The 23460-nt window shown below is 60.8% G+C and carries 22 protein-coding genes; 9 read left to right on the forward strand and 13 right to left on the reverse strand.

The window, feature by feature from the left end:
* The first annotated feature begins 49 nt into the window (after window positions 1–49).
* Together CWR53_RS00480 and CWR53_RS00485 are read left to right on the forward strand one after the other, a co-directional pair.
* Complete coding sequence (locus CWR53_RS00480; protein WP_058638706.1) at window positions 50–838, forward strand: N-acetylmuramoyl-L-alanine amidase; 789 nt, start codon at window positions 50–52, stop codon at window positions 836–838.
* A 105-nt stretch (window positions 839–943) separates the two neighbouring features.
* Complete coding sequence (locus CWR53_RS00485; protein WP_058603692.1) at window positions 944–2548, forward strand: EAL domain-containing protein; 1605 nt, start codon at window positions 944–946, stop codon at window positions 2546–2548.
* A 15-nt stretch (window positions 2549–2563) separates the two neighbouring features.
* Here the strand turns inward: CWR53_RS00485 and CWR53_RS00490 are convergent, their stop codons facing one another.
* Together CWR53_RS00490 and algB are read right to left on the reverse strand one after the other, a co-directional pair.
* Complete coding sequence (locus CWR53_RS00490; protein WP_058638795.1) at window positions 2564–4330, reverse strand: KinB sensor domain-containing domain; 1767 nt, start codon at window positions 4328–4330, stop codon at window positions 2564–2566.
* An 11-nt stretch (window positions 4331–4341) separates the two neighbouring features.
* The gene (algB, locus tag CWR53_RS00495) at window positions 4342–5688 is read right to left on the reverse strand and encodes a sigma-54-dependent response regulator transcription factor AlgB (protein WP_023532715.1); all 1347 of its coding nucleotides are present in this window, start codon (window positions 5686–5688) and stop codon (window positions 4342–4344) included.
* A 212-nt stretch (window positions 5689–5900) separates the two neighbouring features.
* Here algB and CWR53_RS00500 point away from each other — a divergent pair, with 212 nt between their 5' ends.
* The 6 genes from CWR53_RS00500 (at window position 5901) to CWR53_RS00525 (ending at window position 11271) form a co-directional block, all read left to right on the forward strand.
* Entirely contained in the window at window positions 5901–6722 is an 822-nt protein-coding gene (locus CWR53_RS00500) for a BON domain-containing protein (protein WP_100850556.1), read from the forward strand.
* Between the two features lie 173 nt (window positions 6723–6895).
* Complete coding sequence (locus tag CWR53_RS00505; protein ID WP_058603694.1) at window positions 6896–7186, forward strand: hypothetical protein; 291 nt, start codon at window positions 6896–6898, stop codon at window positions 7184–7186.
* Window positions 7187–7219: 33 nt separating this feature from the next.
* Window positions 7220–7381, forward strand: coding sequence for a DUF1328 domain-containing protein (locus tag CWR53_RS00510; RefSeq protein ID WP_023532363.1), 162 nt, complete (start codon window positions 7220–7222; stop codon window positions 7379–7381).
* Window positions 7378–7848, forward strand: a complete 471-nt coding sequence (locus CWR53_RS00515; protein ID WP_100850557.1) for an inhibitor of vertebrate lysozyme family protein — start codon at window positions 7378–7380, stop codon at window positions 7846–7848. The genes CWR53_RS00510 and CWR53_RS00515 overlap by 4 nt, the downstream gene beginning before the upstream one ends.
* 730 nt (window positions 7849–8578) lie before the next feature.
* Window positions 8579–9907, forward strand: coding sequence for a glutamate/aspartate:proton symporter GltP (gltP, locus tag CWR53_RS00520; RefSeq protein ID WP_058603696.1), 1329 nt, complete (start codon window positions 8579–8581; stop codon window positions 9905–9907).
* 134 nt (window positions 9908–10041) lie between these two features.
* Entirely contained in the window at window positions 10042–11271 is a 1230-nt protein-coding gene (locus CWR53_RS00525) for a nucleoside recognition domain-containing protein (protein ID WP_100850558.1), read from the forward strand.
* A gap of 31 nt (window positions 11272–11302) precedes the next feature.
* Here CWR53_RS00525 and CWR53_RS00530 read toward each other — a convergent pair whose 3' ends face one another.
* The 10 genes from CWR53_RS00530 to CWR53_RS00575 all read right to left on the reverse strand — a co-directional run bounded on the left by CWR53_RS00530 (window position 11303) and on the right by CWR53_RS00575 (window position 21593).
* On the reverse strand, window positions 11303–12325 hold the full coding sequence (locus CWR53_RS00530; RefSeq protein WP_058638702.1) for a DUF5924 family protein: 1023 nt from the start codon (window positions 12323–12325) through the stop codon (window positions 11303–11305).
* Between the two features lie 75 nt (window positions 12326–12400).
* Window positions 12401–13807, reverse strand: coding sequence for a pitrilysin family protein (locus CWR53_RS00535; protein ID WP_100850559.1), 1407 nt, complete (start codon window positions 13805–13807; stop codon window positions 12401–12403).
* 30 nt (window positions 13808–13837) lie between these two features.
* Window positions 13838–15496 (reverse strand): Na/Pi cotransporter family protein, encoded by a 1659-nt coding sequence (locus CWR53_RS00540; RefSeq protein ID WP_100850560.1) that lies wholly within the window; start codon window positions 15494–15496, stop codon window positions 13838–13840.
* 208 nt (window positions 15497–15704) lie between these two features.
* Window positions 15705–16475: a TerC family protein gene (locus tag CWR53_RS00545; RefSeq protein ID WP_027913220.1), complete on the reverse strand. Its 771-nt coding sequence runs from the start codon at window positions 16473–16475 to the stop codon at window positions 15705–15707.
* A 70-nt stretch (window positions 16476–16545) separates the two neighbouring features.
* A complete protein-coding gene (locus tag CWR53_RS00550) occupies window positions 16546–17853 on the reverse strand; it encodes a CitMHS family transporter (RefSeq protein ID WP_058603701.1) in 1308 nt (435 codons plus the stop codon).
* 289 nt (window positions 17854–18142) lie between these two features.
* Window positions 18143–20089, reverse strand: coding sequence for a DUF4105 domain-containing protein (locus CWR53_RS00555; RefSeq protein WP_375335510.1), 1947 nt, complete (start codon window positions 20087–20089; stop codon window positions 18143–18145).
* 5 nt (window positions 20090–20094) lie between these two features.
* A complete protein-coding gene (locus CWR53_RS00560; protein ID WP_058603703.1) occupies window positions 20095–20415 on the reverse strand; it encodes a DUF2388 domain-containing protein in 321 nt (106 codons plus the stop codon).
* Window positions 20416–20452: 37 nt separating this feature from the next.
* Window positions 20453–20746, reverse strand: a complete 294-nt coding sequence (locus tag CWR53_RS00565) for a DUF2388 domain-containing protein (RefSeq protein WP_100850562.1) — start codon at window positions 20744–20746, stop codon at window positions 20453–20455.
* 29 nt (window positions 20747–20775) lie between these two features.
* On the reverse strand, window positions 20776–21093 hold the full coding sequence (locus CWR53_RS00570) for a DUF2388 domain-containing protein (protein ID WP_058603705.1): 318 nt from the start codon (window positions 21091–21093) through the stop codon (window positions 20776–20778).
* A gap of 284 nt (window positions 21094–21377) precedes the next feature.
* Window positions 21378–21593 carry a DUF1127 domain-containing protein gene (locus CWR53_RS00575; RefSeq protein WP_027913215.1) on the reverse strand — a complete coding sequence of 72 codons (216 nt, stop codon included), beginning with the start codon at window positions 21591–21593 and terminating at the stop codon, window positions 21378–21380.
* Between CWR53_RS00575 and CWR53_RS22865 the strand changes: the two genes are divergently transcribed.
* Window positions 21592–21747 carry a hypothetical protein gene (locus CWR53_RS22865; protein ID WP_167340202.1) on the forward strand — a complete coding sequence of 52 codons (156 nt, stop codon included), beginning with the start codon at window positions 21592–21594 and terminating at the stop codon, window positions 21745–21747. The two genes, CWR53_RS00575 and CWR53_RS22865, sit on opposite strands and share 2 nt — an antisense overlap.
* Window positions 21748–21930: 183 nt before the next feature.
* Here the strand turns inward: CWR53_RS22865 and CWR53_RS00580 are convergent, their stop codons facing one another.
* Complete coding sequence (locus CWR53_RS00580; RefSeq protein WP_058603706.1) at window positions 21931–23424, reverse strand: acetyl-CoA hydrolase/transferase family protein; 1494 nt, start codon at window positions 23422–23424, stop codon at window positions 21931–21933.
* Between the last annotated feature and the right edge of the window lie 36 nt (window positions 23425–23460).

Raw genomic sequence — 23460 nt, forward strand, 5'->3', positions numbered from 1 at the left:
ATGCGGGGAGACCGTTATACTGTAGCGCTCATTCGCTGAGGCCACTGCCGTGCTTTCCACGCTGAAAAAAACACTGATCACCCTGCTGCTGCTGACTGTCGCCGGTTGTTCGACGGGCTTGCGCATTGACCGCAGCCACCCGTCAGCCAATCACGACAACCGCATTCAGTTCGTGGTGCTGCACTATACCAATGCTTCGCTGGAGCGCTCGTTGGCGTTGCTGACCCACGGCGAGGTCAGCAGCCACTACCTGATCGGTGATGGCCCCGCCACTGTCTACCAGTTGGTGGATGAAAGCAGGCGAGCCTGGCACGCTGGCGATAGCCAGTGGCAGGGCAGAACCTGGTTGAACTCATCGTCCATCGGCATCGAGATCGTCAACGCTGGCTTTACCGATACGCCTGCCGGGCGGGTATGGCACCCCTACAGCGAAGCGCAGATCCAGTCGCTGATCGCGCTGCTCAAGGACATCGTCAAGCGTAACGGCATCGAGCCACGGCACATCATTGGCCACAGCGACATCGCGCCACTGCGCAAGCAGGACCCCGGCCCGCTGTTCCCGTGGAAACGCCTGGCCGACGCCGGCCTGGGCGTTTGGCCTGACGCCTCTGCCGTGGCTCGCCAGCAGGCCTATTTTGAGGTCAATCCCCCTACGATTGGGTGGTACCAGCAGGCCCTCGCCCGGTTTGGCTATGCCGTCGAGCAGACGGGCGTGCCCGATGTCCAGACACGGCACGTGATCGCGGCGTTCCAGATGCGTTTTCGACCTCAACGCTTCGACGGCCAGCCCGATGCGCAGACGGCCGCCATGCTCGAGGTGCTCAACCGCATGCCGTAAAGCGTTGACGGCTGGCAGTTTGGTCCTCGCCCAAGCGAAGCGCTAAACGGCAAAGGTAATTGTCCATTGAGTTGCTATACCTTGGTAATCAACTGGATGCCTTCGATGCCTGATCGCCTGACGGCCTTGCGCCAATTTTTCTACCGTCCCTGGATGCTTGCCGCTTTGGCGGCAATCGCCAGTGCCGCCTTGTTGCTGACCGCCAGCATCGCCATAGCGTTGCAGCAGATGAAACAAAGTGAAAGCGAACAGATGAATGCTCAGGGCGAGCGTTTTCTGGAGCGACTCGAGCAGGTGTTCGGGCAGTTGCGCGAAGGCGTGGACTTGTTGGAGACGCAGCCTTTGCGTGGCTGCGGCCCCGCCATGCTGACGGCCTTGCAGCAGATCGGGTTGAGTTCACGGTTCATCTACGAGGCGGCCTATGTCGACGGTGATGTCGCGTGTTCGAACCGAGGTGACGAGCGGGCTTTCGTGCCGCTGCGCCCGCCAGACATCAAGGGGCCGGTCTACAGCTATTGGCTCAATACCACCACCGAGCCCGACGAAAACCTTGCCGCGCTGATGCTGGGGCGTGGCCGGTTTCTGGTGTCAACGTCCCGCGGGCACCTGACCGACGTGGTGGATTTGCCCCCGGGCGGCAGCTTGTTGGTCGTGCTGGATAACGGTGCCCGGGCGATCCCGGTACTGGGCCCGCCTCAAGTGTGGCCACCGCCTTCTGTGTGGTCGACCAGCCACAAAACGCTGCTGGAGTTCAGCGACCGTCTGATCTATCGCATGCCCACCAAGTCTCCTGATTACCAGTTGGTTCTGATCGCACCACGCGCAAGTCTCCCCCTGCGCATGAATGGCGCTCTGTGGCTGCTGTTTCCAGGCAGCGTACTGGGTGCTTGTTGCATCGGCTGGCTGGTCTTGCAGCTGGCGCAACAGCGACGCTCCATGAGCTCGGAGCTGCAGCAGGCGCTGAGTCGTGGCCAGTTGCAAGTGCTTTACCAGCCGATTTTCGAGCTCGACAGCAGGCGCTGTGTGGGTGCCGAGGCATTGGTGCGTTGGCGTCGGCCCGATGGCAGCTTGACCAGCCCTGAGCTGTTCATCCCGCTGGCCGAGAATACCGGGCAGATCCGTGAGATCACCGACTTCGTCCTGCGACGCGTCCTCGAACAACTTGGCCCACTGTTGCGCTCACGGCCCATGCTGTACATCTCGGTGAACCTGGCGGCGTGCGACGTGATGGTTCCGCGTGTTGGGGAAGTGGCGGCGCGCTTGCTGGCGCTGCACCGGGTGGCCCCTAGGCAGATCGCCTTCGAGGTGACCGAGCGCGGCCTGATCGATGTGGTGGTGGCGCGCGAAAACCTGCAAGCACTGCGCGCCCAGGGCCATCAGGTGCTGATCGACGATTTCGGTACGGGCTACTGCAGCCTGGCCTATCTCCAGACCTTGCCCGTGGATTGCCTGAAAATCGACAAGGCATTCATCGATGCGCTGGGCCACGATGCCGCCAGCAGCGGCGTGGCACCGCATATCATCCGCATGGCCCACGACCTGCATCTGCGGGTGATCGCCGAAGGTATCGAGCGTGAAGACCAGGCACTGCTGCTGCTTGGGGAGGGCGTGAAGTACGGCCAGGGCTGGCTGTTCGCCAAGGCCCTGACGGCCCGTCAGTTCGCCGAGCTGGTCACGCGGGATAAATTGCCACGGGGCAGACAGGCCTGACGCGCCTTGCGAGCATCAGACCGGCAGGGCCAGGTAGAACTGGGTACCTTCACCCGGTCGCGAGAAGACGCCCATGCGCCCACCGTGCAACTGCACGATTTCCTTGCACAAGGCCAGTCCCAGGCCGGCTCCACCTTTCTTGCGCCCTACTTGCACGAACGGCTCGAAGATACGGGCCTGCTGGCCATAGGCGATACCCTCACCCGTGTCCTCGACACTGATGATCACGCGTTCGGCATGGCGCCGCGCATGCAGGCGGATGCGCCCGCCCTGTGGGGTATGCCTGACCGCGTTGTGCAGCAGGTTGTCCAACACACGGTCGAGCTGGGCAACGTCAGCCTGAATGCGTGGCAATGGCGGTTCCAGGGCCAGGACCAGTTCGATCTGCTTCTGGCCCGCCTGGTCGGCGAAGCGTAATTGCGCCCGCTCCAGCAGTTCATCGACGGCGCAGGGCGCCAGGTCGAGCTTTTGCAGGCCGCTTTGATAGCGGCTGAAGTTGAGCAGGTCATTGATCAACTGGGTCAGGCGCTGCATTTCTTCGCCGATGGTTTCCAGCAGATCGTACTCACGCGCTTCTTCGGGAAACTTGACCCGTTCGCGCAGCAGGCCGAACGCCATGTGCATACCGGTGACAGGCGTGCGCAGCTCGTGGGAGGCGCGGAGCACGAACTCGCTGCGCACCCGCTCGAAGGCACGCTGTTCTGTCACGTCGTGAAGCACCATCACAGCGCCCAGGATCGGGCCCTGGGGATGGCTGACGGGCGTCAGGCTATAGGTCAGCAGACGCGTTTCCTCGTCAACATCGATGTGAAGGTCATCCGGTTGCCGGTCCAGACTGCCGCCGCGCAGCACCTGGCACAGTTGCTGTTCCAGCTCAGGTCGTTCCAGGGCTTCGGCCAGGCTGCTGCCAACACGGCTGTCGTTCCAGCCCAGTTGGCGTTGAGCAACCGGGTTCAAGTGCTCAAGCAAGCCCTGTCGATCGATGATCAGCAGGCCATCATCGATACTGTCGAGCACGGCTTGCAGCCGCTGCTGCCCGGCGAGCAATTCGTCGACATTGGTGGCCTGATGCTTGCGCAGGGCGTCGGCCATGATCCCGAAGCGACGCGTGAGCTGGTTCAGCTCGCTAGCTTGAGTGATCGGGAGCGTGACATCGAAATTGCCCTTGCCGAGCTGATCGGCTGCCTTGGCCAGGGCCTCGATGGGCTGTCCGAATCGGCGGGCAATGTTGTGAGCAGTGATGAAGCCCAGAACCAGGACCACCAGGCCCATCAAGCCAAGCACGCCGCCGACCAGCAAGGCGCGGGCACGGCTTTGTTCTTCGCTGCGAGCGATGTTGGCCAGCGCTTGTTTGTGGGAATCGATCAGGTCGGTGCGCACTTGATTGAATGCGGCGCCCAGTGGCTGGTCCACGGCCAGGCTGCGCGAAGGCGCCGGGGTTGCGTGGTAAGCCTCGAGAAATGCCTGGTAGTGGTCGCGGGCTTCGCTGAACCCAGGCCGCTGGCCACCGTCGGCCAGGCTTTGGTCGAGCAGGTGTTGGAAATTGTCTTGCAGTGCTTGCAACTGATCTGGAGCCGTGTCCGTATCCAGCAGCAGGATGAGTTGCTCACCGAGGTTCTGGCGTAGCTTCAACCCCACATCCAGCGAGTGATTGGTGTCGCGAACCAGTGCCTGTTGGGCCGAAGCCATTTGCAGGACGCTTACCAAGCCAAGCAGCAGCCCCAGCAGGGCGACCGTGACCAGCGCCGAGATGCTGAGAAAGAGCCGCGTGCGCAGCTTCATGGTCGGCCACTTCACAGGTTGTACTGCTTACGCTTGCGATACAGGGTCGACGCGTCGATCCCGAGGGTCTTGGCGGCCTGGTCAAGCGTGTCGCTGGCAGCCAGCACGGCGCCGATATGCGCGCGCTCAAGCTCATCCAGGCTCAAGGCGGCCCCTACACGCGGCGCGTTGCTTGCCGGTTGCTCGCCCATACCCAGATGGCTGATCTCGACCTTTTCCTGGGGACAGATGATGCTGGCCCGCTCGATCACGTTACGCAATTCGCGAATGTTGCCCGGCCAGCGGTAATTGAGCAGCGCTGCGCGTGCCTCGTCGCTGAAGCCGCGGGCTGGCCTTGAGTATTCCTTGACGAAGCGGGCCAGGAAGCGGTCGGCGAGCGTGAGGATGTCTTCACTGCGCTCGCGCAGGGGCGGCAGGTGCAAGGTGATGACGTTCAGGCGGTAGAGCAAGTCTTCGCGGAAACGGCCCTCGCGCACCATTTCCTCAAGGTTGAGGTTGGTGGCGGCGAGGATGCGCACATCGGCCCGGCGGGTGACGGGGTCGCCAACACGCTCATATTCCTTGTCCTGGATGAAGCGCAGCAACTTGGGTTGCAGGGTCAGGGGGAAGTCACCGATTTCATCGAGGAACAACGTACCGCCGTCCGCCTGGTTGACGCGGCCAAGGGTGCTCTCGCTGGCGCCGGTAAAGGCCCCTCGCGTGTGGCCGAACAGTTCGCTTTCCATCAGCTCGGCATTGAGCGACGGGCAGTTGATGGTCACGCAGGCCTTGCGCGCACGCTTGCTCCAGCCGTGGATGGCGCGGGCCAGCTCACCTTTACCGGTCCCGGACTCGCCCAGGATCAGGATGTTGGCATCTGTGGTTGCTACCTGGCGGGCTGTTTCCAGTACGACCATCATGGCCGGGCTGTGGGAGTCCAGGCCATCCTTGGGCTTGCGCACTTCGCCTTCCAGGGCTTCCAGGCGGGCGGAAAGCTGGCGTACCTCCAGTTGCTTGGCTGTGGCCAGGCGCAACTGGTCAGGACTGCAAGGCTTGACCAGGTAGTCGGCGGCACCGGCTTGAATGGCATCGACCGCCGTGTCGATAGCGGAGTGGGCGGTCACGATGACCACGCGCATCCACGGTGCCTGAACACGCATCTGGGCCAGCACGTCCAGGCCATTGTCCTCGCCAAGGCGCAGGTCGAGGAAGCACAGGTCGAACACCTGGCGCTGCAGCAGGCTCTCCGCCTGGGTGGCGCTATTGGCGGTCGCCACGCTGTAGCCCTCGTCTTCCAGGCAGTAGCGGAAGGTGCGCAGGATCGCGGACTCGTCATCCACCAGCAGAATGCGGCCTTGCTTGTCCTGGGCTGATTCCATGTACCTGCGCTCCTTTGGGAAATATCTTTGTTTAGTGTGGGAAAAATCGGGCAAGTTGCATGGTCAATTCTGAAGGATTCTGCCCTTTGCACGCCAGCGGGTCGACCAGGAAGCTTGAAGACACCCGTGGGGCCGGCGATTTGCTTAGAGAGGTTGGTTGGCACATTGGTTGCGAAGAGTTTCAGATTTTGCCTACAAAAGGAGACTACGACATGCCTTTCCCCTTTCGCGCACTTGCGCTAGCGGTCAGTTTGCTGCCCCTCGCCGCTGTGGCCAGTGACGATCCTGTCCACGATGCTCGCCTGGAAGGTTCGCTGCAGACGGCAGTGTCCTTGAATCGGATCCTCAATCCTTATCGAATCACCGTTAAGGTCGATGGCGCGTCGGCGCGTTTAGCTGGGGAGGTCGAGAATGAGGTTGAGCGACGTTTGGTCGAGGAGGTGGCCTTGGCCACTTCAGGTATCGAGAAGGTCGACAATCAGGTGCAGGTCAATCCTGAGCTGGTCGAGCGTCCACTGGCGTTGCGCGCTTATGCCCAGCGCACGGAGGACGTGACGCTTACGGCAGTCATACGGTCACGGCTGTTGTGGAGCCGCCTGACTGAGAAGGCACCCATAGAGGTACAAAGTGACAGCGGTGTCGTCACGCTCCGGGGACGGGTAGACAACCCCGAGGCAAAGGAGCTTGCGGGCGTCGTGGCGCGTACGACCGAGGGGGTGTACTTGGTCAACAACCTGATCAGCCTGGACACCGCAGCCATGATCAAAGCTAAAGACCAGCCTGTGGATGCCCCGACCGGACCGCAGCCAAGCGATGCCTGGATCGTCGATAAGGTCCAAAGCAGTTACAGCTTCAGCCGCAACCTTGACGGGCTGAATCTGAAGGTGGTGAGCCAGGATGGCCTGGTCAGACTCTCCGGCGAAGTCGTCAGCCCGGAGCAGAAGAATATCGCGACGGACATCGCCAGACAGATCATTGGTGTGCGTGGGGTCGATGCCGACATGCTCAAGGTGGCAACCAAGGTTGAAGGGTGATCGTGCATTTCGCACGGCCCCCCAGGGGGCATCGTGCAGGATACGTGGTAGGTCCTAATGGTTCAATCTTTTAACTCTTTGAAAAATAAGGATATTTTATAATTTCAAAGCTGGCACGCAGGCTGCAATTACTTGTTCAAGTCTGGACAAAAATCACAGCAGGAGAAGCCGGTATGAACCGCCCATCTGTCAACCGTTTGCACGTTACCGCCCTGCCACTGCGTCAGATCATGTCGCTTGGCATCGCGGTCATGCTGACTTTGGCAGCAGGGCTGTTCTACTACAGTGTGCAAACCGCCCGCCTGGCCGACCAAGTGGCGGCGCAAACCGCCCTGCTGTCGCAGATCCAGAACACCCGCGCCAGTAACCTCGTGCAAGCAGCCGAGCCGCTGCCATCGAAGGGCAAGGCCGAGTCCCCTGCAACCGTTGAACATGTCGTACCACAGGACCGTTGGGTGTTCTGATCACCCTGCTTTTGAAAACAAAGGAGAATCACCATGCTGAGCTGGGCTATCACTTTCCTCATCATCGCCATCGTCGCTGCAGTTCTGGGCTTTGGTGGTATCGCTGGCGCTGCAACGGGTATCGCCAAGATCCTGTTCATCGTCTTCCTGGTTCTTTTCGTTGCTTCGTTCTTCTTTGGACGCGGTCGCAGATGAGCAGGCTGTTACGCAATGCCGTAGCTGGCGTTCTGATGATGAGCGCCACTGCAGCAGCGCTGGCGGCCAATGATGGCCAGCTACGCGTCGATCAATTGCTGGGTAGCGACGCCGAGTACCGGGAATCCTGGCAGGACGCCGTAAAAGGCGAGGAACGCCTGCCCGATTGGGTGTTGAACCTGACGGGAAGTTCGCCTCAGCAGATGTCGGCGGTCACGGAAGACGGTGATAACTACCTCGTAGGCCCGCTCTGCGAAGCCGCGGACAAATGCACTTACAAGCGTTTGATCGTCGCATTCAGCTGGGACAAGGATGATGCCTACGGGATGCTGGTGGAGGTACCGGAAGGCCTGCCCAGCGACAAGTCGCCCACCCGCCATGCGCAGTATCGGTGGCTTGGCAAACCTGACGAGGGCATGAAAACCATGCTTCAGGAGCAACTCAAGCGGGACCCGAACTGGTACTGAGTCGCAAGACCGGTGTGGTTCAGGTTCGGCACTGTCATGAAATAGAAGCTGAACGGCCGTAGGCTTGCAGCCTTCTATGATGCGCCGCTCCGAGGAGGAGCAGCACATGACCAAGGGGCCGGGCTGTTTTGATCGCTACAGGATCGGAGTGGCCTAGGGGTACAGGGAGTGCCTCCACCTGTTGGGCCGGGTCAGGCAAGGCAGAATCGGAAGTTCCAGGTCAGTAGAGCCGTGAACGATCTTCAGGGTGGACCTGGCTTCCGAGGAGCCATCCAGATGGCAGTGCACGATGCACGAAATCCATCTGGGGACACATTTTGTCTCAACCGCGCGTCTTTTTTTTCATGAGCTGTGCTATCTATATCAGCTGCGTTTGAAGCATTCGGATTGTCGAACAACGCAACGTTTTCTACATTTCTTTGCGACTATTTCAGCCGCCATCTGGCGTTTATGTCTTGTTCGGGATTCCGAACAGCGCCTCGCAGGACGCCTATACCCTTACGAATGCCCTTACTTTCCCATGCTCAATCGGTATGGGGTATGCGTTTCCGGCATTAGATTTCCCTTCTTCCCATCGCAATAGTTGCGGCCTTTTTCGCCGACCGAGCCCTGCGCTCGTCTGCGCTGTCCTTACAACACGTCGCTAATCGGCGAATTCACTCCGGGCTTGTGTCCATCTGCTGTCCGGTAGCCGTTAGTCGACATGACCACTACAACAAAGGGTAAAGACATGAAGAAGGCAAAACTGAGCCTCGCCTGGCAGATCGTCATAGGTCTGGTATTGGGCGTTGCAATCGGCGCGCTCCTGAACCATTTCAGTGCAGAAAAGGCCTGGTGGATCAGCAACGTCCTTCAGCCTGCTGGTGATATCTTCATTCGCCTGATCAAGATGATCGTAGTCCCGATCGTGATCTCGTCGCTGATCGTGGGTATCGCAGGGGTTGGCGATGCCAAGAAGCTTGGCAGTATTGGCCTGAAGACCATTCTTTACTTCGAGGTCGTCACGACCATTGCCATTGTCGTGGGCCTGGTGCTTGCCAACCTGTTCCATCCGGGCGCGGGTATCGACATGAGCACCCTCGGTACAGTGGACATCTCCAAGTACCAGGCGACCGCCGCCGAGGTGCAGCATGAGCATGCCTTCATCGAGACCCTGCTCAACCTGATCCCGTCGAATATCTTCGCGGCGCTGATGCGCGGTGAGATGTTGCCGATCATCTTCTTCTCGGTCATGTTCGGCCTTGGCCTTTCGAGCCTGCAAGCCGAGCTGCGCGATCCTCTGGTACGCACCTTCCAGGCCGTATCGGAGACCATGTTCAAAGTCACCCACATGATCATGAAGTACGCGCCGATCGGTGTGTTCGCGCTGATCGCGGTGACCGTTGCCAACTTTGGCTTCAGCTCGTTGCTGCCACTGGCCAAGCTGGTGCTGCTTGTGTATTTCGCCATCGCCTTCTTCGCCTTCATGGTGTTGGGGCTGGTAGCGCGCCTGTTCGGTTTCTCGGTGATCAAGATCATGCGCATCATGAAAGATGAGCTGATCCTGGCCTACTCCACCTCAAGCTCGGAAACCGTCCTGCCACGGGTTATCGAAAAGATGGAGAAGTACGGCGCGCCCAAATCGATCTGCTCGTTCGTGGTACCCACCGGCTACTCGTTCAACCTCGACGGCTCCACTCTGTACCAGAGCATCGCGGCCATCTTCATCGCCCAGCTCTACGGTATCGACCTGTCGTGGAGCCAGCAGTTGCTGCTGGTGCTGACCTTGATGGTGACCTCCAAAGGCATCGCCGGGGTACCAGGCGTTTCGTTCGTGGTGCTGCTGGCCACCCTGGGTAGCGTGGGTATCCCACTGGAAGGCCTGGCGTTCATTGCCGGTGTCGACCGCATCATGGACATGGCGCGCACGGCACTCAACGTGATCGGCAATGCCCTGGCGGCGCTGGTCATCTCCCGCTGGGAAGGCATGTACGACGCGGCCAAGGGCGAGCTGTACTACGCTTCGCTGATCGCCGAGAAGCCTGAAACTGCCATGGTGGGTGAAGCAGCCAAACGCTGAGGCCAAACCTGTTGGACCCAAAGCCCCGACCCGTCGGGGCTTTTTGTTGTCTGCGGCATCCATACTCACGGCGAGCCGCAGCCAGGGCAGTGTTCGATACGTTATGATTCGGGCATTTTCGGGGAGGTACGTGGATGCTCAACGGCTTGTGGCTCGGCTTTTTCCTGGTAGCGGCCATATCTGCCATGGCTCAATGGCTGGTGGGTGGCAACGCCGGCATCTTCGCGGCCATGGTCGAAAGCATCTTCGCCATGGCGAAGCTGTCGGTCGAGGTCATGGTATTGCTGTTCGGCACTCTGACCCTATGGCTGGGCTTTCTGAAGATCGCCGAGCAGGCAGGTATCGTCGAGTGGCTGGCCAAGGTACTGGGCCCTTTGTTCGCACGGCTGATGCCCGAAGTGCCGCCTGGGCACCCTGCGCTAGGGCTGATCACCATGAATTTCGCGGCCAACGGTCTGGGCCTGGACAATGCTGCTACCCCTATCGGCTTGAAGGCCATGCGTGCCCTGCAGACGCTCAACCCCAGCAGCACCACGGCCAGCAACGCGCAGATCCTGTTCCTGGTGCTCAACGCGTCTTCCTTGACCCTGCTCCCTGTAACCGTGTTCATGTACCGCGCCCAGCAAGGCGCGCCCGACCCAACCATGGTGTTCCTGCCTATCCTGCTGGCCACCAGTGTGTCGACGCTGGTAGGGCTGCTGTCGGTCGCGGTGATGCAGCGTTTGCGGCTATGGGACCCTGTGGTGCTGGCGTACCTGGTACCCGGCGCGTTGCTGCTGGGGGGCTTCATGGCCTTTCTCGGCACACTGTCGGCAGCCGCGCTGGCCAGCTTGTCCTCGATCCTGGGCAACCTCACGCTGTTCGGGGTGGTCGTCGTCTTTTTGATCATCGGCGCGCTCAAGCGGGTCCAGGTCTACGAAGCATTCGTCGAAGGGGCGAAGGAAGGCTTCGACGTTGCCAAGAGCCTGCTGCCCTACCTGGTGGCGATGCTGGTGGCGGTCGGTGTACTGCGCGCATCCGGGGCGCTTGAGGTGGCGTTGGACGGTATCCGCCATGCGGTGAACTGGATGGGCCTGGATACGCGCTTTGTCGAAGGGCTGCCAACTGCCTTGGTCAAGCCGTTTTCCGGCAGTGCTGCACGGGCAATGCTGATCGAGACCATGCAGGCCCAGGGTGTGGACAGCTTCCCTGCCTTGGTCGCAGCGACCATTCAGGGCAGTACCGAAACCACGTTCTACGTCCTGGCCGTGTACTTCGGCGCCGTGGGCATCCAAAGGGTGCGCCATGCCGTGGGGTGTGCACTGTTGGCCGAGTTTTCCGGTGTGGTGGCAGCGATCTGCGTTTGCTACTGGTTCTTTGGCTGACCGGCGTTTCTGGCGCTACACGATGCGCCGCTCATGAAGCGGCGGCATCCTCGACTACCTTGAAGCGCAGTACACCGATCACCTGGCCATCCTCAGTCAGTACCCTCACCTGCCAACGCCCCACCGGGTTGGGTGGGAAGTTCTGCTTGTGGGTCCAGGCTCGGTAGCCTTCCTTGCGCCCACCGTGAATATCCAGGGCGATACGGTCCACTTCCTGCCCGTCTTTCTGCCACACATGGTAGATCCGCTCATTCAGGCCGCGCGGCGCGTTGATGGCGGTGTAGGCGTACAGGCCGCTGCTGCGGATACGGCTGGCAGCGATTTTATCCAGTGAATCTCCCGGCTCACGGTTGATGACCTCGGTGCTCACGGCGACTTCGGTCATCCACAAGGTGGCCGGCGGCACCCAGGAGCGTAACAACCAACCCCCGCCACCGACGGCCAGCGTGATCACCACCAGGGCGACACCGCGTCGCCAGTTGCTGACCGGAAAACTGCTGACCAGGCTCGGGAAGGACAAGGCCATGGCGATGATCAGGGCCAGCTTGAAGCTTTGCGCGGTGGTGAGGTGAAGGATGATCGGCAGGGCGGTCAGCAAGGCGGCGAACAGGGTCAGGGTGTGAAGCGCCATGAACAGCCAGCGCCGCGGCGCGAGCCAGCGGTAGTACAGCGGGTCGATGATCGAAACCAGTCCGGCGGCGCCCAGCAAGCCTGTAAAGATCGACTGGCCGCTGTTCCAGGTGGTGGTGATGAAGAAAAACGGCAGTACGAAGAACAGGGATTCCTGATGGATCATCTGCGTGGCATAGCGCAACAGCGGCTGGGGTATTTCACGCTTGAAGGTACGCGTGAACAGGCGGGTGAGCGTGCTTTCGAGCATCAGCCAGACCCAACTGACCAGCAGCAGGACGGCGATCCAGCTGGCGAGGCCCGCCTGCCGGTCGACCAGGATGAAACTGCCTACACCTGATAGAAAACCACCCAAGGCAATGACGCCCGGATAGCGTTTGAGCAGTTCGATGATGCGCTGGGCGATCTTAGGTATTGGGGGCATGGGGCTGCAATGCTTGGAGTGGCTAGGAGGCGGCCCTTGCATGCACGACGCGGGCATTGAAAGGATACCGCCGTTTCACATGTGCCGAGTAGCACCGCTTGGCTTGTCAGGGGCCTGTCGGCGCCAGCGCAGAAGGCATGCGGCGAGCAGCACCCCTGCCAGCAGGAACGACAGGCCGTAGAGCTCGTCGTACCCGAGCAGCGGTTTTTCGATACGAATGTAGCCTTCATGGGCGAGCAACTGTTCGAGCGCCTGGTTGGCTTGCTCCAGGCTCACGCGCTGCAACTGACGTACAGGGCTGGCGAAGCGGCCGTCGGTGTAGTCGTTCAGTGCGCCCCAGTAGTAATCGGCAAGGGCACTGTTGCCCTGGTTTGCCCAACTTTCCTTGGCGATGCTCGCTTGCTTGATGCGGGCAAAGGTTTCCGGGTCCAGGCCCTGCTCGCGCAAGTGATCGAACAAGCGCCGCATGACCTCGATCGCCCTTCCTATATCATCGCGCTCAAGGTCGGCGTTGAGGCTGAGCAGGCCGGTATCACCGAAGCTCTCGCGCTGGACCGAGGGCCCATAGGACAAGCCATTGCGCAGGCGCAGCTGGTCATATACTGCCCAGTCCAGATAGCGGGAGAGCAGATCCAGGGTGGCCTGGTGGTCGTTGTCCAGCACCGGCTCGATGAACAGCCAGTGGAGTTTGGCCGTGTCGCCCAGCCAGCCGTGCATCAGGTCGCGCCGTTGCTTGGCCTCTTGGCTGATCGATTCCAGGTCGCGGCGGTCTTCCGGCTCGGTGGCCGGGAGTTCGCCGAAGGTTCTTTCCAGGTAGGCGGGCAACAGGCGGTCCAGCCCACCCACCATGATCAGCGTCATGTTGTTGGCCGCGTACCAACGCTCGCGCAGGCCCTGGACCTGTTCGAGAGTCATGTCGTCGAGGTTGGAACGCTCGGGGCATTTCAAGCCCAATTCCGTTGCCAATTGCTGCCCGGCGGGGTGACCGATGTCTTGCCGGTCCAGCCAGCGCTGTAGATGCCCGTAGTGGCCACCGTCCTCACGCTCAATGATGCGCTTGGCAGTCGCCAGGGCCTTGGCGTCGATCTGGGTGTCGCGAATGATCGACAGCAACAGGTCGAGTACCTTGCGCTGATTGCGTGCGGGCGCTTCGATCACGAACGTGGTGTCGGCATTGCCCGTGAACGCATTCCATTCGCCACCCAGTGCCTGCAGGCGCTCTTCGAGGCCTCCTTCGCCCGTGTCGTCCACCCCACTGAACAGCAAGTGCTCCAACAGGTGCGGCAGTTCTTTCTGGTCACAGCCGAAGTCGTCCAGGCCCACGCCCACGACCAGGCGAATAGACACATGGTCGCGTTCGTAGCCGTCCTTGAGGATGACCTGCAGGCCGTTGGGCAGCAGGTAGCCCTCCACGCGAGCGCGGTCCAGGGCAAAGGAGCAGAGGCTAAACATCAGCAGGCAGATGAACATCAGGCAACGCATGGGCGAGCGGGGGTCCTCAGGTCGGCGACATCACGGCGGCGGGGCTTCGTCCGGCACGCTGTCGAGCATCAGCCCGCCCGTGTCCGAGCCGCCCAGTACCACATAGGCACTGCTGCAGAACAAAGAGTTCAACCGCTTCATGTCGGCGATGAGCTCCAGGTGGATGGAGCTGGTCTCGATGCTCTGTACCACTTTGCGCTGCAGGCGGCTGACATGGGCATGGGCCAGGCGCCGCTCCTGGGCGCGAAAACGACGCTTCTCGCGCAGCAGCAGACGCGCGCTTTCCGGGTCGGCGCTGAGGAATACCGAGAGGCCAAGGCGCAGATTGGCCAGCAATTGCTCTTGCAACCCGGTCAGTTCTTCCAGCCCCATTTGGGAAAAAGCGCGTCGTTGGCTGGTCTTCTGCTGCTGAACTTTGCGCAACATGCGTTCGATCAGGTCGCAGGCCAGCTTGAGGTTGATCGCCAGCTCGATGATCTCGGCCCAGCGACGGTTGTCGTGTTCGCTGAGGTCCTCGCGGGTCATCTGCGCCAGGTATAACTTGATGGCGCTGTACAGGGCCTCGGCATCCTCCCCCAGTGCACGCACCTGCTGAGGCAATGCAGCCTGGGTGCCGCGCAGTGCGCCAAGCATGGCTTCGAGCAAGTTGTCGACGATGTCCCCCAAGCGCAACGTCTCCCGGGCAGCATTGGCCAGCGCCAGACTGGGCGTTTCCAAGGCCGAGGCGTCGAGATGGCGCGGGCGTATCTGCCCGTTGTCGCGCTCGCGCTCTGGCAACAGGCTGTTGCACAGCCGTCCCATGGGCTTGACCGTAGGTAGCATGATCAGGCAACGGGCAGTGTTGTAGAGCAAGTGGAAGCCGATGACCAGCTCCTGCGGGCTGAAACTCAGTGTGTCCATCCAGTCCACCAGCGGGTGGAGCACCGGGATGATCAACAGCAGGCCGATCAGCTTGTACAGCAGGCTGCCCAGCGCCACGCGGCGGCCAGCGGCGTTCTGCATGCTGGTGCTGATGAACGCCAGCAGGCCGCTACCAATGTTGGCGCCGACCACCAGGCCTATGGCCACAGGCAGGCTGATCACCTCGGCCCCTGCCAGTGTGGCGGTGAGGAGGACGGCGGCCAGGCTCGAATACGACACCATGGCGAAAAATGCACCGACCAGGGCATCGAGCAGAATGTCGCCGGTCAGGGAGGCGAAAAGCACCTTTACGCCCTGGGCATGGGTGATGGGGGCAGCTGCCTGGACGATCAGTTCCAGCGCCAGGATGATCAGGCCCAGGCCGATGCCGACGCGGCCAAGTTGGCCAGCACGGGTCTGCTTGCGTGAAAGGAAGAAGATCACCCCCAGGAAAATCAGCAGGGGCGAAAGCCAGGACAAGTCGAAGGTCAGTACACGGGCCATGAGCGCTGTGCCCACGTCAGCCCCTAACATGATGGCCAGCGCCGGGGTCATGGCCATAAGGCCCTGGCCCACGAATGAGGTGACCAGCATTGCGGTTGCGTTGCTGCTCTGCACCATTGCAGTGACGAGAATGCCCGCGATGAAGGCCAGCGGACGTTTGTCCATGTTCTGGCCGATGATGCGTCGCAGGTCCGAACCGAATACCCGCAAAATGCCGGTTCGCACGATGTGCGTGCCCCACACCAGCAATGTGACTGCCGAAAGCAGGTTGAGTAGGGTCAGCATGACGAGAGCCCCCTGATTGCACCGGCCAAGCTGGCCAGTCGAAAAGACGTGGGCGCAGTGCTGTTTGCACAGGCCTGTTCAAGCTTTAGTTCTAATATGCCGCTGCCGCCAGCTTCGCATGGCTGTCATGATTTTGAAACATCTGCGGCCAGGGCTGGCGGGATGCGCAAAGGGCCCCGCAGGGCCCTTTATTTCGTGACGCGCGGGGTTATTGACCCGGCACATCCTTGCGCAGTTTCACGGCCTCGTGTTCCTTGCCGGCTTTGCGTGCCAACGACGTACGCATGCGGATATTGATGGCTTCGACCGCCAGGGAGAAGGCCATGGCGAAGTAAACGTAGCCTTTAGGGACATGCACATCGAATGCTTCGGCGATCAGCACGGTACCTACCACGATCAGGAACGACAGTGCGAGCATCTTCAACGAAGGGTGCTTGTCGATGAAGTCGGCAATGGTGCCGGCGCACGCCATCATGACCAGCACGGCGACGATGATTGCGGCGATCATCACCGGCACGTGCGACACCATCCCCACAGCGGTAATCACCGAATCGAGCGAGAAAACAATGTCGATGATCGCGATCTGGATGATGGTGTAGAGGAACTTGCCGCCAGAGCCCTTGGGTTCATCGGCGTTTTCTTCTTCGCCTTCCAGGCCATGGTAAATCTCCTGCGAGCTTTTCCAGAGCAGGAACAGGCCGCCGAAGAACAGGATCAGGTCACGTCCGGATATGCCCTGCCCCAGGACCACGAACAGATCGTCGGTCAGGCGCATTACCCAGGTGATGGACAGCAGCAGCATGATGCGGGTCACCATGGCCAGGGCCAGGCCGAAAATCCGGGTGCGCGGCTGCATGTGCTTGGGCATGCGGCTGACCAGGATCGAGATCATGATGATGTTGTCGATGCCCAGAACGATTTCAAGCGCGGTCAGGGTGAAAAAGGCAACCCAGATTTCCGGGCTGGTCAGCCATTCCATGTGTTTTCCTTTGAGCGGTATAGGCAATGCGCCTGTATCGAGGCGCATTGCGGTGGAGAGAGGTCTGTTATCAGAGACTGCTGAACAGCGGGAAAATGCCCATGATCAGCGCGGCGAACATTATGCACAGGCACACCAGCACTGCCCACTTGAGCGTGAAGCGTTGGTGATCCCCGAATTCGATGCCAGCCAGGGCGACCAGCAGGTAAGTCGAGGGTACCAGCGGGCTCAGCAGGTGCACCGGCTGCCCGACGATGGACGCACGGGCCATTTCGACCGGGCTGATGCCATAGTGGCTTGCCGCTTCGGCCAGCACCGGCAGGACACCGTAGTAGAAGGCGTCGTTGGACATGAAGAAGGTGAACGGCATGCTCACGATCGCCGTGATCACCGCCAGGTACGGGCCCAGGGCTTCGGGAATGACGGCCAGCAGGCTTTTGGACATGGCATCGACCATGCCGGTGCCTGACAGGATGCCGGTGAAGATGCCTGCGGCGAAGATCAGACCGGTGACCGCCAGCACGCTGCCGGCGTGGGCTGCAATACGGTCTTTCTGCTGTTGCAGGCAGGGGTAGTTGACGATCATGGCGATGCTGAAGGCGATCATGAACAGCACTGGCAACGGCAGCAGGCCGGCGATGAGGGCTGCCATCAATGCAGCGGTCAGTGCGCCATTGAAGTACAGCAGCTTAGGCCGGCGCGCCTCTGGATATTGCGAGACGCTGATGTCGCTGTGATCGACATCGTCGGTTGGCAGGTGCAGCTCGCCCAGGCGGGCACGTTCGCGTTTGCCGTACAGGTAGGCAATGGCCAGAATTGCCACTACGCCGAACAGCATCGCTGGAATCATGGGCACGAAGATATCTGAAGGGTCCACGTGCAAGGCGCTGGCCGCCCGCGCTGTGGGCCCGCCCCATGGCGTCATGTTCATGACCCCGCCGGCAAGAATGATGAGCCCCGCCATGATGCGCGGGCTCATGCCCAGGCGGCTGTACATGGGCAGCATGGCCGCACAGCAGATCATGTAGGTGGTGGCGCCGTCACCGTCCAGCGATACCACCAGGGCCAGCACGGCGGTACCTACCGACACTTTGAGCGGGTCGCCCTTGACCAGCTTGAGGATCTTTCGCACCGCAGGGTCGAAAAGGCCGGAGTCGATCATCAGGGCAAAGTAGAGAATGGCGAACATCAGCATGACGCCGGTGGGCGCCAGCTTGCTGATGCCCTCGAGCATCATGGGGCCGATCTTGCTGGCGAAACCGCCGAAGATGGCGAACAGAATGGGCACAAGGATCAGCGCGATCAAGGCCGACAGGCGCTTGGTCATGATCAGGTACATGAACGTGACGACCATGGCGAAGCCGAGGAAGGTCAGCATGGCAATACTCCAGGCGAGGCGCGACGAAAAAGAGGACGGTTCGGGCGGGTCAGCGTGCAGGACGCGGCGCGTGGAGTGGGTCGAACAAGACTGAGAGAAGTCGGGCACGGAAAGGCATCGGTATCACCATTGTTGTTGTTGGATGCGCCGGGCGGAGCACGTACCTCGCCCTGGCTGACCGGTCTGTGCCGGCAATGGGGCTATCCTATGCGGGCAAGCTTTCAGCCAGCTTTCGCTCGAACAAGGGTGACAAAAGGTAGGGAAGGCGCGTGAGTGGGCTGTCGTGCCGCTACAGCTGCAGCCCACCCGCTGCCTTGTGCAACGCGCGAAGATGCTCTGCGATGTGCTTCACGTTAGCTTCGACTGCCGCTATCTGCCTTGCACGGGAAGGCTCGAGTAGCGCCCTCACCTCCTTGTCCAGGTTGGTACTCAAGCGCAGCAGCTGCGCCTGGCGTTCGCTGCTGACCTTTTCCAGGTGAACCCGCTCTGCTTGCTGCGGCAGTCCGTAGCCGGTGGTATCGAGCAGTTCAGCCGGGCGGCTCAGGAAACCGCTGTTGGCGAGCATCTGCTTGAGGGTGGCATCAGCCTTGTCGACGCTGCCATCCTTGAGCGCTGCGGCATTGAGGTAGCGTTGCTTGACCTCGTCCTGGGCCAATAGCAGTTGCCGTCGCAGGCCCGCCTGTTCCAGAAGCAGCAAGGCTGCACTGGTGCGCAGGTCAGCCTGGTCGAACCAGGGCTTGCGTTGTTCGGCGTCCAGGGCCAACCAATCCTCCACCTTGGTCTGCTTCACCGGCAGCTGCTTCTTCAGGACGTCGAACATGGCCTGATAACGGTCGCGGTACGAGTCGAAGCGGTAGCCAAGGCGCAGCGCCTCCCGCGGATCGTCCAGCACGCTGGTGTCAGCCAGCCCACGCCCATCGAGCACGGCCAGCAGGCCATTGGGCATGATGCTGTCGAGGTCGTTGAGTTTTGGGTTGGCGGTACCGCTGCGCAGCAGCTTCAGCGATTCCACCGCGCAGTTATTGGACAGGAACCAGTAGTTGCCGTCGTAGCTCCAGTGCATCTCAGCGGCCTGGCGGACCAGGTTCTCGATCTCCTCTCGATTGAGCTTGAGCGGCACCGAGGCCAGGCTGCGCAGTTCGGTCTTGGTGTATTCATCGATCACCTGCCCCAGCGGCAGCACGAACAACCGCGAGGGGTAGACGCCGACCAGCCCATCCCAACTGGACAACTGGACGTCGTTGACGAAAGCGCGGTACGAGAGCACCAGGCTTTGATCGAGATCCAGGCGGCAGTCCGGGCCTCGTGGCCGGCCGGGTTTGCAGATGACCAAGCGCAGCATGCTGTGCCCCCAGCGGCTGACCAGGTTCTGGTTGGCCTCGGCCAGCAGGTAATCCACCTCGTACACCCGCTCGGGGTCGACTTCACCCAGGGGTTGGCGCGCGAAGTCGCTACCGGCATTGATGAACGGCAGGCCTTTGGCGCAGGCGTCCTGGGGTGGGCTCCAGCCAAAATGTTGTGTCAGGTACCGATTGAGCGCGGGGCGGCGACAGCCATAGCTAGGGTCAAGAAGGAAGTACTCCATATTGACCGCGACGTATTCCTTCGGGCTGCTCAGCTCGTAGCGGTCGGGGCTGCGCACGAACTGGCCGTTATGCTGTTCGCGTTCGCCGCGCCGGCCTACGTACTGGGGCCAGCCGGCGAGGTCCAACAGACGTGGGTCATCGCTGAGCGTGAACCGTCGCCCCGCCTGGCCGCGGCACTCTCCGGGCAGGCCGATGTTCCCGACAGTGCCTTGCAGGCGGTTGCATCGAGTGAGCACGGGATGCTGTTGCCCCGGCCATAACCGGGCGCGGTCGTAGATATGAGTGAGCTCGTGCACCACGGTCGCCAACAGTTCGTTGCGCACAGTGCCATGGGGGCGATGCGTCAGCTCGGTGGTCGCGGTGCCGTCGGAAAGGCTTGGCAGCAGGCGCCGATTGAGCATCAAGCTGGATACCAATGATGCCTGGCCGTAGGCGTCAGGCGGCATCTGGTCGCTCCAACTGACGCTGACGGTGCGATCAAGCCGCTGTTTGAACGAGGGTGGCAGGCTGGCCATCGCTTGGTCGAGCAGCGCCTGGCTGGCGCTGACCTGCTGCGGGGTCAGGTCGGCGGTTTGCAGGTCAAGGTGCAAGTCTGCAAGCGCGGGCGTGCCAAGCAGTGTCAGAAGGCAGCCGAACCACCCGGCACGCAGTGACTTCACAGCGCGAGAATAGCTTCGGCCAATACCTGGTCACTGGCATCGCGTGCCTGCGGTACACGCTCGCGCAACGTCGTGAACGCCGCTTCCAGTTGCGCGCCACGGATATCGCCGTTACTGGCTACGAAGCTGGCTGCATCGTCGTGAGCTTCACGTACCACTTTGGAATCGCGAATGGATGTCGTGGTATCTGACGTGAAGTCGATCGAACGGCCAAAGGCGCGCACGATGATGTTGCTGGTGGCCACCAAGGTCTGGGCCTGGGCCAGGTCGGCCAGCAGAAACATGCCGAGAGTAGCGGCAATCAGCGGTTTACGCATGGAGCATCTCCGAAAATACTGGGGAGGAAAAGGATACTCATTCGACGAGGATTGCTCGCGCCAGTTCCAGGTCGCTGGCAAAGCGCGCGGGTTTATGCACGCGAATGGCTTCAAGGGCTGCCTCAAGCCGTGCGCCGCGCACACGACCCTCGGTGGCGACGAACACTGCCGCATCGTCGCGCGCTGCGCTTATGAGCTTGCGATCAAAAGGTGCAGTGGTGACCTGGGTCGTGACGTAACCCGAGATCACCAGGCCTTGGGTGGTGGTGTCCAGCGCGTGAGCCGTGGCCATGCCTGCGATCCAGAGCAGGGGTAATAGCAGAAAACGCATGAGCGATCAGTTGGGGACGGCCTGCTGACTCAGAGAGCCAGGATGGCTTGAGCCAGCTGCTCGTCGCTGGCGTGCAAGGCAGGTGCCTGGGCACGGATGTGAGCCAGCGCGCTTTCGAGTTTGGCGCCTCGGATGCTGCCCTGGCTGGCGACGAAGCTGGCGGCGTCGTCGCGGGCTGCTTGCACGATTTTGTTGTCGCGCAAAGATGAAGACGCATCTGAGGTGGCGTTGGTAGAGGCAGCGACGCCTCGTACCACGGTGTCGGTGGTGACGACGAAACTGCTGGCACTGGCTGTACCAGCCAGGCCAAGCATCAGCGCAGCGCCAATGAGGTAATTACGGGTCATGAACGTAAGCTCCTGGTGTAAGGAAATCCAGCTGGGAACGTGGGCAACGGCCCCTGCCTAGGGTATGACAGTCGGTTCTACCAGACAGTAAAGCGAAGCGTATCACGCTGTGCTGTATCAAGATGTTAATGATAGAAGGCTGCTCAACTGTTATGCCTGAGAAATCAATTAAAGGAACTGTACCGGTCGCGCGGATTTTCTTTAAAGCAGAAGCAAAAAACCCGTCGCAGGGCCCTGCGACGGGTTTTTGAGATTAACGCTGCCAGTCAGGCTGGCAAAGGCGCTTAGCGCCAGAAAGGCTTGCTCAACTCTTCGTAGCGCTGCGATTCGCTGATACCGGCGTCTGCCAGCAGGCGTGCATCCAAGCGAGCCAGTTGACGACGGCTGGCCATACGACGCTGCCAAAGCAGCAGAGTGGAAGCTACGCGCAGGGGGAACGAAGCGTTGGATTGCTTGGCGGTGCTTTCAAAAACCAGACCGGAACTGAGGGTACGTTCCATGATGATCATCCTTCCGCTTATGGCGGCATTAGATAGTGATTTAACTGATGCCAATGATCCTCCCCTCTTGTCCATAACAGTAGATACAGTTGCAGGTAAAGACGGCAAGCCAGTTAACTGTGTAACGCTACTGTTGCACTCGAAAGTGGCTTAACTGTACTGGTGCGCACAAATATGGTGCAAATTTATACAATCCGCTTGGTTTGTTGACATGCTTGAGTTAAAAAAACAGTACAGTAGTACAGTTTTATAGAGTCTTGCTGGTATCTGTTTTGTTGATCACGCAAAAAAGGGTCGCCAAGCGACCCTTTGATGTTTCTGCGTACTTCAGAGCGTGTTACAGGGCAAGCATGCGACCTGTTTCTTCCAGGTTTTCATGCCATGCCAGCGCTTCACGCAAGATGTGCGGCGTGTGCCCGCCCCGCAGGCAAGCGCGCTCGAAGTAGTCGTTCAAGGCCGCGCGATAGTCAGGGTGCACGCAGTTGTCGATGATCGCCCTGGCGCGTTCCCGAGGAGCCAGGCCGCGCAAGTCGGCCAGACCTTGCTCGGTGACCAGAATGTCCACGTCATGCTCGGTATGGTCCACATGGCTGACCATAGGGACCACACTCGAGATGGCGCCGCCCTTGGCAATCGACTTGGTCACGAATACGGCCAGGTGTGCATTACGGGCGAAGTCGCCGGAACCCCCAATGCCGTTCATCATTCGGGTGCCGCAGACATGCGTGGAGTTGACGTTGCCATAGAGGTCGAATTCCAGGGCAGTGTTGATACCGATGATGCCAAGGCGCCGAACCACTTCGGGGTGGTTGGAGATTTCCTGCGGGCGCAGCACCAGCTTGTCCTTGTACTTTTCCAGGTTGCCGAACACGTCGGCGTTGCGGCGACTGGACAGGGTGATGGAGCTGCCGGAGGCGAAGCGCAGCTTGCCCGCATCGATCAAGTCGAAGGTGGAGTCCTGCAGCACCTCGGAGTACATGGTCAGGTCTTCGAACGGCGAGTCGATGAGCCCGCACATCACGGCGTTGGCAATGCTGCCGATCCCCGCCTGCAAGGGGCCCAACCGGTTGGTCATGCGCCCTGCTTCCACCTCTTTCTTCAGGAAGCTGATCAGGTGGTCGGCAATGCCTTGGGTTTCGTCATCGGGTGGCAGCACCGTCGAGGGCGAATCGGGCTGGTCACTGATGACGATGCCCACGATCTTGGCAGGGTCGATGGCAATGGCGGTACTGCCGATGCGGTCGTCTACCTTAACCAATGGGATGGGCGTACGAGTAGGACGGTACGTAGGTATATAGATGTCGTGCAGCCCTTCCAGATTCGGGTTGTGCGACAAATTGATCTCGACGATCACTTTCTTGGCAAAGATCGCAAAACTTGCCGAGTTGCCAACCGAGGTGGTCGGCACAATATGCCCCTGCTCGGTGATGGCCACCGCTTCGATCACGGCAATGTCGGGCAGCTTCAGTTGCTGGTTGCGCAGTTGCTCGACGGTCTCCGACAGGTGCTGGTCGATGAACATGACCTTGCCATCGTTGATGGCCTTGCGCAGCGTACTGTCCACCTGGAATGGCATGCGGCGGGCCAGTACACCGGCTTCGGTCAGCTGTTTGTCCAGGTCGTTGCCAAGGCTCGCGCCGGTCATCAGGCTGATTTGCAGTGGCGACTGCTTGGCGCGTTCGGCCAGCGCGTGGGGGACGGCCTTGGCTTCACCGGCGCGGGTGAAGCCGCTCATGCCGACGGTCATGCCGTCCTCGATCAGGCCAGCGGCGTCGGCCGCACTCATTACCTTGCTATGCAGGGAGGACAAGCGGATGCGATCACGGTACATGGATTGTTATCTCGGGCTACTAAGCTACTGCAGCGC

Source organism: Pseudomonas sp. SGAir0191 (assembly GCF_002812565.2).
GTDB classification, from domain to species: domain Bacteria; phylum Pseudomonadota; class Gammaproteobacteria; order Pseudomonadales; family Pseudomonadaceae; genus Aquipseudomonas; species Aquipseudomonas parafulva_B.

Excerpts from the sequence above, each read along its gene's own strand:
- CWR53_RS00485 (WP_058603692.1), top strand. The coding sequence starts at position 944 with ATGCCTGATCGCCTGACGGCCTTGCGCCAATTTTTCTACCGTCCCTGG.
- CWR53_RS00490 (WP_058638795.1), bottom strand. The coding sequence starts at position 4,330 with ATGAAGCTGCGCACGCGGCTCTTTCTCAGCATCTCGGCGCTGGTCACG.
- algB (WP_023532715.1), bottom strand. The coding sequence starts at position 5,688 with ATGGAATCAGCCCAGGACAAGCAAGGCCGCATTCTGCTGGTGGATGAC.
- CWR53_RS00500 (WP_100850556.1), top strand. The coding sequence starts at position 5,901 with ATGCCTTTCCCCTTTCGCGCACTTGCGCTAGCGGTCAGTTTGCTGCCC.
- CWR53_RS00505 (WP_058603694.1), top strand. The coding sequence starts at position 6,896 with ATGAACCGCCCATCTGTCAACCGTTTGCACGTTACCGCCCTGCCACTG.
- CWR53_RS00510 (WP_023532363.1), top strand. The coding sequence starts at position 7,220 with ATGCTGAGCTGGGCTATCACTTTCCTCATCATCGCCATCGTCGCTGCA.
- CWR53_RS00515 (WP_100850557.1), top strand. The coding sequence starts at position 7,378 with ATGAGCAGGCTGTTACGCAATGCCGTAGCTGGCGTTCTGATGATGAGC.
- gltP (WP_058603696.1), top strand. The coding sequence starts at position 8,579 with ATGAAGAAGGCAAAACTGAGCCTCGCCTGGCAGATCGTCATAGGTCTG.
- CWR53_RS00525 (WP_100850558.1), top strand. The coding sequence starts at position 10,042 with ATGCTCAACGGCTTGTGGCTCGGCTTTTTCCTGGTAGCGGCCATATCT.
- CWR53_RS00530 (WP_058638702.1), bottom strand. The coding sequence starts at position 12,325 with ATGCCCCCAATACCTAAGATCGCCCAGCGCATCATCGAACTGCTCAAA.
- CWR53_RS00535 (WP_100850559.1), bottom strand. The coding sequence starts at position 13,807 with ATGCGTTGCCTGATGTTCATCTGCCTGCTGATGTTTAGCCTCTGCTCC.
- CWR53_RS00540 (WP_100850560.1), bottom strand. The coding sequence starts at position 15,496 with ATGCTGACCCTACTCAACCTGCTTTCGGCAGTCACATTGCTGGTGTGG.
- CWR53_RS00545 (WP_027913220.1), bottom strand. The coding sequence starts at position 16,475 with ATGGAATGGCTGACCAGCCCGGAAATCTGGGTTGCCTTTTTCACCCTG.
- CWR53_RS00550 (WP_058603701.1), bottom strand. The coding sequence starts at position 17,853 with ATGCTGACCTTCCTCGGCTTCGCCATGGTCGTCACGTTCATGTACCTG.
- CWR53_RS00560 (WP_058603703.1), bottom strand. The coding sequence starts at position 20,415 with ATGCGTAAACCGCTGATTGCCGCTACTCTCGGCATGTTTCTGCTGGCC.
- CWR53_RS00565 (WP_100850562.1), bottom strand. The coding sequence starts at position 20,746 with ATGCGTTTTCTGCTATTACCCCTGCTCTGGATCGCAGGCATGGCCACG.
- CWR53_RS00570 (WP_058603705.1), bottom strand. The coding sequence starts at position 21,093 with ATGACCCGTAATTACCTCATTGGCGCTGCGCTGATGCTTGGCCTGGCT.
- CWR53_RS22865 (WP_167340202.1), top strand. The coding sequence starts at position 21,592 with ATGATGATCATCCTTCCGCTTATGGCGGCATTAGATAGTGATTTAACT.
- CWR53_RS00575 (WP_027913215.1), bottom strand. The coding sequence starts at position 21,593 with ATGGAACGTACCCTCAGTTCCGGTCTGGTTTTTGAAAGCACCGCCAAG.
- CWR53_RS00580 (WP_058603706.1), bottom strand. The coding sequence starts at position 23,424 with ATGTACCGTGATCGCATCCGCTTGTCCTCCCTGCATAGCAAGGTAATG.